The organism is Streptomyces sp. NBC_00569, from assembly GCF_036345255.1.
Classification (GTDB): domain Bacteria; phylum Actinomycetota; class Actinomycetes; order Streptomycetales; family Streptomycetaceae; genus Streptomyces.
The window spans coordinates 10,315,079-10,324,489 of the sequence record NZ_CP107783.1 but is presented as its reverse complement, the minus strand read 5'-3'; the positions used below and the strand labels follow the sequence as shown (position 1 = coordinate 10,324,489).

The 9,411-nt window shown below is 68.0% G+C and carries 12 protein-coding genes and 2 pseudogenes; 5 read left to right on the top strand and 9 right to left on the bottom strand.

Annotation, left to right across the window (positions count from 1 at the left end):
- Positions 1 to 636: 636 nt before the first annotated feature.
- The 4 genes and pseudogenes from OHO83_RS46820 to OHO83_RS46805 all read right to left on the bottom strand — a co-directional run bounded on the left by OHO83_RS46820 (position 637) and on the right by OHO83_RS46805 (position 1,992).
- Positions 637 to 975: a hypothetical protein gene (locus tag OHO83_RS46820; RefSeq protein WP_330278390.1), complete on the bottom strand. Its 339-nt coding sequence runs from the start codon at positions 973 to 975 to the stop codon at positions 637 to 639.
- A complete protein-coding gene (locus OHO83_RS46815; RefSeq protein ID WP_330278391.1) occupies positions 975 to 1,121 on the bottom strand; it encodes a hypothetical protein in 147 nt (48 codons plus the stop codon). The genes OHO83_RS46820 and OHO83_RS46815 overlap by 1 nt, the downstream gene beginning before the upstream one ends.
- 93 nt (positions 1,122 to 1,214) lie before the next feature.
- Positions 1,215 to 1,370: pseudogene (locus tag OHO83_RS46810) on the bottom strand (IS5/IS1182 family transposase); the annotation flags it as partial.
- A 28-nt stretch (positions 1,371 to 1,398) separates the two neighbouring features.
- Positions 1,399 to 1,992, bottom strand: a complete 594-nt coding sequence (locus OHO83_RS46805; RefSeq protein WP_330278392.1) for a hypothetical protein — start codon at positions 1,990 to 1,992, stop codon at positions 1,399 to 1,401.
- Positions 1,993 to 2,202: 210 nt separating this feature from the next.
- Here OHO83_RS46805 and OHO83_RS46800 point away from each other — a divergent pair, with 210 nt between their 5' ends.
- Complete coding sequence (locus tag OHO83_RS46800) at positions 2,203 to 2,973, top strand: phosphotransferase (RefSeq protein ID WP_266682032.1); 771 nt, start codon at positions 2,203 to 2,205, stop codon at positions 2,971 to 2,973.
- 85 nt (positions 2,974 to 3,058) lie between these two features.
- On the opposite strand, the gene OHO83_RS46795 is transcribed toward OHO83_RS46800, so the two are convergent.
- The 3 genes from OHO83_RS46795 to OHO83_RS46785 form a co-directional block, all read right to left on the bottom strand.
- On the bottom strand, positions 3,059 to 3,910 hold the full coding sequence (locus OHO83_RS46795) for a Swt1 family HEPN domain-containing protein (RefSeq protein WP_266682030.1): 852 nt from the start codon (positions 3,908 to 3,910) through the stop codon (positions 3,059 to 3,061).
- Positions 3,911 to 4,116: 206 nt separating this feature from the next.
- The gene (locus tag OHO83_RS46790) at positions 4,117 to 4,332 is read right to left on the bottom strand and encodes a hypothetical protein (protein WP_266682028.1); all 216 of its coding nucleotides are present in this window, start codon (positions 4,330 to 4,332) and stop codon (positions 4,117 to 4,119) included.
- 801 nt (positions 4,333 to 5,133) lie between these two features.
- Entirely contained in the window at positions 5,134 to 5,580 is a 447-nt protein-coding gene (locus tag OHO83_RS46785; RefSeq protein ID WP_266682026.1) for a hypothetical protein, read from the bottom strand.
- Positions 5,581 to 5,876: 296 nt separating this feature from the next.
- On the opposite strand from OHO83_RS46785, the gene OHO83_RS46780 reads away from it, so the two are divergent.
- The 4 genes and pseudogenes from OHO83_RS46780 (at position 5,877) to OHO83_RS46765 (ending at position 7,973) form a co-directional block, all read left to right on the top strand.
- On the top strand, positions 5,877 to 6,281 hold the full coding sequence (locus OHO83_RS46780; RefSeq protein WP_266682108.1) for an STAS domain-containing protein: 405 nt from the start codon (positions 5,877 to 5,879) through the stop codon (positions 6,279 to 6,281).
- Complete coding sequence (locus OHO83_RS46775) at positions 6,278 to 6,712, top strand: hypothetical protein (RefSeq protein WP_266682024.1); 435 nt, start codon at positions 6,278 to 6,280, stop codon at positions 6,710 to 6,712. The genes OHO83_RS46780 and OHO83_RS46775 overlap by 4 nt, the downstream gene beginning before the upstream one ends.
- 232 nt (positions 6,713 to 6,944) lie before the next feature.
- Positions 6,945 to 7,711 (top strand): annotated as a pseudogene (ku, locus tag OHO83_RS46770) (non-homologous end joining protein Ku).
- Positions 7,712 to 7,775: 64 nt separating this feature from the next.
- Positions 7,776 to 7,973, top strand: coding sequence for a hypothetical protein (locus tag OHO83_RS46765; RefSeq protein WP_266682022.1), 198 nt, complete (start codon positions 7,776 to 7,778; stop codon positions 7,971 to 7,973).
- A 33-nt stretch (positions 7,974 to 8,006) separates the two neighbouring features.
- Here OHO83_RS46765 and OHO83_RS46760 read toward each other — a convergent pair whose 3' ends face one another.
- Both OHO83_RS46760 and OHO83_RS46755 read right to left on the bottom strand, forming a co-directional pair.
- The gene (locus OHO83_RS46760) at positions 8,007 to 8,363 is read right to left on the bottom strand and encodes a hypothetical protein (RefSeq protein ID WP_266682020.1); all 357 of its coding nucleotides are present in this window, start codon (positions 8,361 to 8,363) and stop codon (positions 8,007 to 8,009) included.
- Entirely contained in the window at positions 8,360 to 8,830 is a 471-nt protein-coding gene (locus OHO83_RS46755) for a hypothetical protein (RefSeq protein WP_266682018.1), read from the bottom strand. The genes OHO83_RS46760 and OHO83_RS46755 overlap by 4 nt, the downstream gene beginning before the upstream one ends.
- Positions 8,831 to 9,411: the final 581 nt, after the last annotated feature.

Here is a 9,411-nt window from a genome sequence, read left to right as displayed (position 1 = left end):
ATGACGCGGAGTGACTGCGTCACTCCCAGGGGACCGCGCGCTGCGCGGCGCCGGGGGAAGTGATCTCGGCTGGCAGTCACCTGCGGTGACTGCGGGGCTGCCCGGCTTGTACCGGGTCTGCGGGCCGTCTGAAGAGCCGGCCCCTGCCCAGACTCCCCTGAAGGAGAGTCATAATCCCTGCTCAAGGGGCTGATTCGGCCGCTGAACCCCCGGTGGTGATTCCCTCGGCCCTGCGGGCCTCCGGTCACCGGGTCGCGCTCCCGCGCTCCCGCGCTCCCTTGCAACTACAGAATGCTCCCACAAGTGAGGCTGTGTCAAGCCAAACCACACCCCTGACAGACCATCACCCACAGCAACATGACACACCATCACCCATTGGAAATAGGTCTACACCACCATAGAAAGGGCGCCGATTCCATATCGAGCCGAAATCCGCTCCACGCCCAACCCGCCCCATCCCCAAAAACAAAAGACGCACCAACAAGAAAGGCCGCACGCGAGAGGGCCCGAGAATCACAGAAAGAAGCCCACCAAACCCCATACCAAAACCGCAAAACACAACCCTATGCGGAAAGTGCATTCCCCCAGACCCTTCAAGAAAATGCACCTTCCGCATACCTGGATTACTGCGATCCTTTACCCGTCAGGCGACGACTCCGGCGCGGCAGGCTGCCACGAAATCGAGGCAGCGCCCAACGCTTTGTCCAGCGCCGCGCGAGCCGCATACGCAGGGTCAGGGCAGCCGCCAGAGGCGGCCAGATCGTCGATCGCTTCGGCGATCACTTCGAGCGAAAGGGCCGGGTGGACCACGTACCCGAGAGCGCCGGAGGCGTCGACCGCCCACACGTGCCCGCCGTCCAAGTCCACGTCCTGCAAGGTGAGTTGGTGGCCGCTCGGGCACTCAAAGGTCCGGTCAGGCAGGACGCGGAGCATCCCGGTGCCGGTGACGCAGGTACCGCAGACGATCGCGCGCATCAGGCCCCCTCGTACACCGTGACCGTGACACTGACGCGCTCCAGACCCATCGTGGCGTGGAGCAGGTCGGGGATGGGCCACTCACAGGCGAGCGCCTGCGCCCTCGCGGGCGTGGTGACCGCGAAGGCCGGACGCGGCAGCGGCACGGCCGTTCACCGCTGTCCGTGCCGGTGCAGACCGCTTCCAGGGCCAGGCCGTCGGCCGGGCGTACCGGGAGGATCGCGTCGGAGACGATGCGTGCGGGGCCGTCGCGACAGCTTCCACGGCCGGCCCCGCCCGGGCTCGTCCGCGCCCTCGCTTCGCAGCGCCGTCACCAACTTCCCGAAGCAGCGCGGGCTCAGCCCGGTGAACGGGGCTATCCAGGACGGTTCAGACGCCGTGATCACACCAGCCACGGCCGCGATCATCGCACATCGTGATCACTCAGCCATCGAGACTGAATTGCTCGATGACCTGCTTCGCAACGTCTTCTGGCGAGAGGTGGGTGTTGTCGATCCGCAGGTAGTCCGTACGGTCCTGGAACTCCGTAGTGGAGTTGAGCCGGTGCCTCTCGTCCATATCCAGGAGCCGACCCCGCGACGCATCGAGGTCACGCTTGGATGGCTTCTCCGCGAGCCGGGACGCGCCCATGTTCCGCTGCAGCCTGGCTTCTTGGCTCGCCTTCAACTCGAGGTAGAGAACTCGGCCGCCTCGCTCACGAAACGGAAGGGCGTACTGCTCCAACGCCCGCTGACCGTCTGGCTGGTCGAATGCCCACACGTAGGTGAAGATCAGGCCAGGCAGGTCGCTCGCGGCGACTTCCTCGATCAAGCTCTGCCGGAACCCGTCAACGAGGCGCACGAACGCCGGGCTGCCGAAGTCGAAGAAACGAAGGACCGGCTCGATCGCCATGTGGTTGTGGAACAGGCGAAGCCCGGTGCGCGTGGCGATCTCGTGACCGACGGTCGCCTTGCCAACAGCAGGCGGCCCGACGATGTACAAGAGCGTCGGAGCAGTGAGAGAAGATCCTTCGGCCATCACCCGAACCTAGACGGGACGTGAACTCCTTGGCCAGCGCTTTCCTACTGAGCCCTCACTCTCCCTGGTCAACAGCCTGCACTCGGTCAGGTCAGGCCGCTACTCAGAAGGCGCACCGCTTACGGGACAGCCCTTTGGGCGTAACGCGCTGACTGTTGTGCGCGCCGATATCCATGACGACGACGTGGGCGGCAGGACTACCCTGACCCAATGATCGCGGATGGCGCTACGGACAAGGGCAGCGTGACCACGGTGCGGCGGATCGGAGAGACGATCCGCCGGCCCATCGGCGAGTGGACGTCCGCGGTACACGCCTTGTTGACCCACCTAGAAACGGTGGGTTTCGCTCGGGCTCCGCGGGTCCTTGGCACTGACGGCACCCATGAGGTGCTGTCGCTGGTGCACGGCGAACCCGCGTTCTCCCCTTGGCCGTCGGCTCTGCGATCGACCCTCGGAATCAGCGAACTGGGGTGCTGGCTGCGCGAATACCACGACGCTGTCCGGGACTTCCAGCCGCCGGCCGACGCACGATGGCAGGGCCAGGAGGACGCCTGGAAGCCCGGCATGATCATCAGGCATGGAGACCTCGGTCCATGGAACTCCATCTGGAACGGCGACCACCTGGCCGGGTTCATCGACTGGGACTTCGCAGCACCCGGCCACGCCCTCGACGACCTTGCACAACTGGCCTGGTACGCCGTGCCACTGCGCCCCGTCGAGCAGCAGCGAGCAGCAATCGCCGGTGAGCACACCCTTCGGGGCCGCCTCGACGCCCTTTGCGCCGCCTACGGGGCACGGCCGGCAGACGTACTCGATGCCCTGGAGGCCGTCCAGTCCCGCGAGGCAGAGCGCATCGAAAAACTCGGCCGCCAGGGCCACGAGCCATGGGTAACCTTCCTCGCCCGCGGCGATGCATCCGAGATGCTAGCCGAGCGATCTTGGCTCCGATCGCAACGCACGGTTCTCCTCGGCCGCGAGTAGGAGGCCGACGACGCAGCGTCCAGCGCCGCGAGCACGGAGGGGTGCACGTCCGTCGTCGTTCGTTCCTGTCTTCCGGTTTGGCGCCTCAGGACGTCGTGCGCGTGGAGTCTTCGCCGGGGAGGACGGTGTAGATGAACGTGGCGCAGTAGTCGAAGCCCTCCCCGGCGTTGACCCGGTGGTAGGGGCCGCTGCTTTTCATGTAGATGTGGACATCCCGGCGCGCGGCGATGTCGGCACTGCTGACGCGCCAGACGATGTCGAGATCTCGGCCCGTGTAGCGGGGGTTGTCTGTGTCGCGGGTCGGAAGGACCCACCACGTGAGGTCACGGCTCTGGGGGTCGGTGCCGCGGCACCGGAAGGTGATCGTGTCGCCTGGGTGCAGCACCGCTCGGGTCCGAAGCGCGACCCCGGGCTCCATCGGGTCTGGCGGGAAGCTGTCGATGCAGTTCCCGAGGCTGTCCGTGACGCTGTCGATGCGCGCGAAGTAGTCCCCCGTCAGGTCCTGGCTGCTCATGTAGATGGTCACCCTGTTCCGGATCTCGCCGGCGATGCCGCTCAGGAGTTCCTCTTCGAAGGGAAGCAGGTCCCGGCTGTGTGCCACGGAGTTGCGCAGTGCTTCGAAGCGGCTGAGCAGCCCCAACGTCTCGCTCTGATTGCCCAGGGCGGGCTTGAAGTCTGCCCAGTACTTCTTCAGCAGGGCGAGGATGTCGAAGAACTGGGCGTACGCCAGCTCGCTACTTGGTACCGAAGCGACCCCGCGGCGTGTGCGGCGGCCGGCCTCTTCATCCCGGATCCCCCGGATCTTGATCACCCGTTCCTCGGGGAACACCTGGGAGACCCAGTCCTTGCCCAGCTTTTTGGCCAACACCGTGGCGATCAGGCTCCGCAACGCCTGCTCACACGTCGCCAGCGCCTCCGCCGGTTGCATCTGTGGCATCGGTTCCTCCACCCCGTGTGGCCGCAGGACCAGCATCATCCCGAAGGCGCAGGCCTCACGTCACTGGGTTATCCCCGGCAGAGGCCCCGGGCGGCACGTCCGGGGCCTCTGTGCGTTCCACTCGGATCAGGTACTCACCTCAGCGACCGGTGCCCGGGCAAAAGCGGGTGGCTGTGCCGACGACGAGCAGCACGACGACCGTCACCTCAGGCGGAGGACTCCTCGTCGACACGGCGGCCGGCTCCGAGGGTCCGCCGCGGGGCCGGCCCTGTCTCCGTGGGGCCTCCGACCACGCCCCGGGCGCGCAGCTCGGCAACGTCCGGGAGCCGGATGCCTGGCAGAGCGTCGATCAGATCGGCCTGCGAGGCGCGGATGGTGCGCGCGGCCTGAGGACCGGAGCCAAGAACACGACGAACTGTCACATGATCATCGTACGGGCGGTCTCCCGATGATCCGGCCTGAGCAGCCCGAAGTGCCCCGCCCCTGCGCCTCAGCAAGTGCGGGTCAGAGCCCCGCGCCCGCCGCGGCATGCGACGAATGAGAGACCGGTGCGCGTTGTCAAGGACCCCGCTGGCGTTGGTGCTCGAGGGAACACCCGTCACTGATGTTCGAGGGCGCCGTCCGGATCGTCGAGGGCGGATCGGGCCAGCTCCCGGAAATGAGTCAGGCTCGGCCAGTGCGCAGGCGTGAACGATGGCGGGTCGCGTCGTCTGGCTGGTTCGAACCCCAGCCTCACGAGAGTGCTACGCAGGATGAACCCGTATCCCCGCGTCACCGACTTGGCTTCCGTGGCTACGCGGCCAGGCCCTGCCAGCCCCACCGCGTTCTCTGCCTTCGAGAGCGCTGACATGAGCCGTCGCGCTTCTAAGACCCTTTCCTGGAGCTCCGGTGGTGCTGGATCCGAGGCGCGGGTGATCGCAGAGAGCGCTGGTGCAAGATCCTCTGCCGCGCTGACGAACTGGGTGTAAGCATCGGCCCGAGTCTGCCGACGCCAGTGCTCATGCTGCGAGCGCCGCTGTGAACTACCTGCATGCCTGGCAGCACGGACGGCCCCGAACGCACCAAGACCCGCGCCAACTACCGCCGCTGCAGCGGCGATTGATGCCGTTCCCCCTAGATCCATTTGCGCATTGTGCCAACTGCTCGCCCCGAGGTGTAGACCGTCCATCGCCCTCTGTTCACGTTGGCGGAATCCTTGTCCCATAGCCGCCACGAAAGGCCGGCTACCCGAACCAGGCGATGTTCAGGACGGCCAGGCGGTGCCGGGGCCTGTTGATCCAGTAGAAGAGGGACAGCTGACCGACGGACGCGAGGCGCACGTCCTCGCCTTCGGGGTCGTCAGCATTCCACTGGCGAAAGCCCCACGGGTCGGCCGCGGCGGCGTCCAGGACATCCCACACAACCTCTTCGGCGTGCTCGGGCAGAGTGTCGAGCACCTTCGCGGCCGACGCGGAGAATCGGAATCTGAGCCAGGCCCCGCGACGTGAGAAGCCCCGGAAGCCTGCCTGGCTACCCGGGCTGCCGGACCGCCCGACACGCCCCGCCGTCGCCCACCAGGCTGCCAGCGCGGTGTAGATCGGGTCGATCAGCCCGGTGCGCTCGGCGAGGAGGTCCATCGAGGCTCCGCCGTCGTAGGCGGGCTTGAGTGACGGGGTGGGCCGCCCGCCCAAGGGCCACGACGTGCACCTGCACGCAGTGGCAAGGGTGTGTGGGGGCTGGCTCCACCGGCTGGCTTCCGGCACCAAACCTCCTGCTCAGGGGGTATTGCTTTTGATTACAAACCAAGCTATATGGGATTTATAGGGCGTAGCAGCTCGGTGAGAGAGGGGTGCTCCCGTTGGTGCTGTTGCAAGCCGCGTGCAGGATGGCCGCCGTGTGAGCGGAGGCCATCCTGCGACGTCGCCCGCGGGCCCTCAGCCGCCCGCATCGGTGGGCGTTCCCGACACAGGCTGAGGGGGTGAAGTTGATGGACTGGCTGAGGGTGTCGTCCCGTCGCCACGAGGGATGGACGGTCGTCGAGGTGAGTGGTGAGCTTGACGTCGCTACCGGGAACCAGTTGGGCGACCACCTCGAAGAGGTCATTGCCGAGCGCACCCCGGCACGGGTCGTTCTGGACATGTCCGGGCTGGACTTCTGCGATGCGAGCGGCCTGAGCGTGCTGGTCGCCGCGCATCACGCGGCCAAGGGCCGTCAGGGCCAGCTTCGCCTGGTATGCCCGCAGTGGCGCATCCGGCGCCTCCTGCACATCACGGAGTTGACCGACGTGATGCCCGTCTTCGACACAGTTGCCCAGGCAACCGCGACGGTGAAGGATCGCGAAGGCGAGGTGCTCCAGCCATGGCCCGGCTTACAGTCCGAGGTGACGAGTTGATTGTCAGGCTGGCCTGGTGGGAGAAGGTCGTCGCACGCCGGGGCGATGTCAACGTGCCGCTGTGCGCGGTGACAAAGGCGACCGTTGAGCCTTCCTGGCGCCGCGTCCTGCGCGGCACACCCGGTCGGGGCGTGTGGATCCCAGGCGCACTCTGCCTCGGTGTGCGGGAGCACGCGGGGACGCAGGATTTCGTCGCGATCCGCCCCCGCAAACTCCCGGTGACCCGTATCGATTTCCACTCAGCGGCCTCGCCGTTCGCCCGTATCGTCATTTCGGACCGGGTCCCCCAGGCGACAGGGGCCATGATGCGCAGCATCCTGGACCGGCTCCCCAGCGACTCCGGCCAGTTGAACGCCCCCACCGCGTCGGCCCCCAAGCCCGCCTGGCTTCCCGGAAGCTCGCCCGCGCCCTGCCCGACAGCTGGCCCCTGAGCTGATCCCCGGCCCTACCCGGCGGCGGCGAGGCCGTCGGCCTCGCGGCGCGGTCAGCGGTCGGTTGCCTCTGGGGTCCAGGCGGAAGCGTGACGCGCGAAAGGGGATTACCGAGGGCGCGCGCCCGATGCGGAATCCTCAACACCACCCACATACACAAAACGCAAAAGGGCCCGTCGTCGCGATGTTGGCCGAGGTGGCATCCGGAGCGGTGGCGATGGACGCTTAAGGCATGAGGGCCCTGTGGTCCGGCGTGATCCAGTTCGGGCTGGTCGTGCTGCCCGTGAAGCTGTTCTCGGCGACCGAGGAACACAAAGTCCGGCTTCGGGAGATCCATGCCGCGGACAGCGGCAGGGTGCAGCACCGGCGGTTCTGTGAAGCCGAGGACCGTGAAATCCCGTACGAGGAGGTCGGGCGCGGCTGGGAGCTGCCGGATGGGCAGCTGGTGCCGTTGACCGATGAGGACCTGGAGCGTCTGCCGCTGGCGACCCGGCACGTCGTGGACGTGCTCGGCTTCGTGCCCGGGCAGGACATCGACCCGATCTCGTTCAGCAGGCCGTACTACGTCGGCCCCGACGGCCCGCCGGCGACCGGCCGTACGCGCTGCTCGTCGCGGCGCTCGCCCGCACGGGGCAGGTTGGCGTGTGCAAGGTCGCCGTGCGCTCCCGGGAACGGATCGCACTGCTGCGGCCACGCCACGGCGTGCTCGTCCTCCAGACATTGCTGTGGCAAGACGAACTCCGCGATCCGGCGGGCCTCGCCCCGGCCGCACCGGTCACCGACCGGGAGCTGGAACTCGCCGAGGCGCTCATGCGCGAACTCACGGGTGTCGAGGTCGACCAGCTCCAAGATGAGTACCGTCACGCACTCGAGCAGCTGGTCGAGGCGAAGGTGTCCGGCGGCGAGCTGGCCGCACCGCCCGAGCCCGCGCCGGCGATGGACTTGATGGCCGCGCTGGAAGAGTCGGTGCGAGCCGCACGCGCCCACCAGGACGACTGAGCCGCACCGTCTCAGCCTGGGCGCCGTATCATTTCTTCGTTCAACTAGTCGAAGGACGACCGCGATGGCTGCCCCGGCCCTCGAAGAGGTCACGTACGAGCCGCCCACGTGCCCGGCCTCCTTCACCGGCCCCTGCGCGGGCCCGCGGTGCGAGAACACGACCCAGAAATACGGGCCCGCCGCGTACGGCCGCCCGGCCAGCCCGCTGTGCAACGTCTGCCTGGCGAAGGTCGAGGCCGGGCGCGTCAAGCCCGCCGGCTGAGCACGCAACGCCTGGACGGTCCCGCCGGCGCGGTCAGCGGTCGGTGGCCTTGGGGTGGCCGGTGGAGGCGCGGTCGATCCAGACCGTGCGGCGCTCGACGTCGAGCAGGTACCAGACGCGGCCGCCGGCGGTGACCTCGATCTGCCAGCGGTCCATCGTCTCGCCGCGGTGCTCGCCGTGGGCCAGCTCGCCCTTGAGCCGGTGATGGCGCTCGGTGCGGGCGGCCGGGGCCGGGTCGGTGCGCATCAGGTGCCAGGCGGCGCGGGTGTTGCCCGCGGCCTGGGTACTCAGCTGCTCCCATCCTTTGGCGGCTTCGCCGCCTGCGAAGCGGATGTCCCACTCGTCGGGGCCCGGCGGCGGGGCGGCGCGGTCTCCGCGCTTTGGGCTCACGCGGCAGTTCCGGGTTCGGGCACCGGTCCGTAGTCCTCGCCCGAGTCGGTGGTCAGCGCGGCGTAGAGCTCAGGGTCGGCGTGCACCTCGGCGGTGTGCCGCCACTCGGTGAGCAGCTGGGCGACGCCCGCGGTGTTGTCCAGCAACGTTGCGGCGCCGAGCGCATCGACCAGCTCGACAGAGAAGGCGCGCACGTCGTGCGCGGGGAGGTAGCGCACCCACGGGAAGGTCGCCGGCAGCACGTCCAGGACCAGGGTGCGGCCCTTGGGGGTGCGCATCATTTCCACGAACATCCGGCTGGTGGCGTCCATCACCTCGTGGTCCTGGTCGGCCCGCGCGGCGGTGGTCAGCACCAGGTCCTCGTCATCGCGGCGTCGGAGCACTATCCGCCGTGTGCCGCGCAGGTTCGCCAGCGTGGCCTTGGGCTTGTTCAGCAGCTCCGAGAGAGTCAGCTCCAGTGCGCTCATGAGTTGAAGCTTAGTTGACAAGTCCGGGATCTGCGCGGTCACCGGGACCGGTCCCAGCGGATCGGGTACGACACAGTCGGCGTCGGCCGGGGCGCCGGATTCTTCCAACCCCGGAACTTGACCGGGTACACCGACGTCGACTGCGGCCGGGGCGCCGGTTTCCCTTGCCCTCTCCCGCCTTCGCCGCTCGCCCCGGTCCCGCTGAATCCGACGATCACCAAGGCGACGAGGGCCAGGACCGTCATCTGTCCCCGCGCGCCCGCCGCCCACCGGGAGTGGGACCTGACCTTCGTACCGTCCGCGCGCTCGTATGCCTCCACGTGCACCATGGGCTGCTCCTCCCCCTCCAGCACCGGCATGCCCCTTGGCGTGCCGGACCCACCAGGGAACCAGCTGCCACTGACAACACGTCAGGGCGCGGACCGGCTGTCCTGCGCCAGCGAACCACTTGCCATCGAAGATTGAGCGGTGGGGCTAGGCACGTGACGGCCCGGCCTACCTGACCGGACCTTCATCCTCTCCTGGCTGTTCATCGGGCATGTCCAGGATGTCCTCTCGGGTGAGGAACTGAGGGCTCCCTG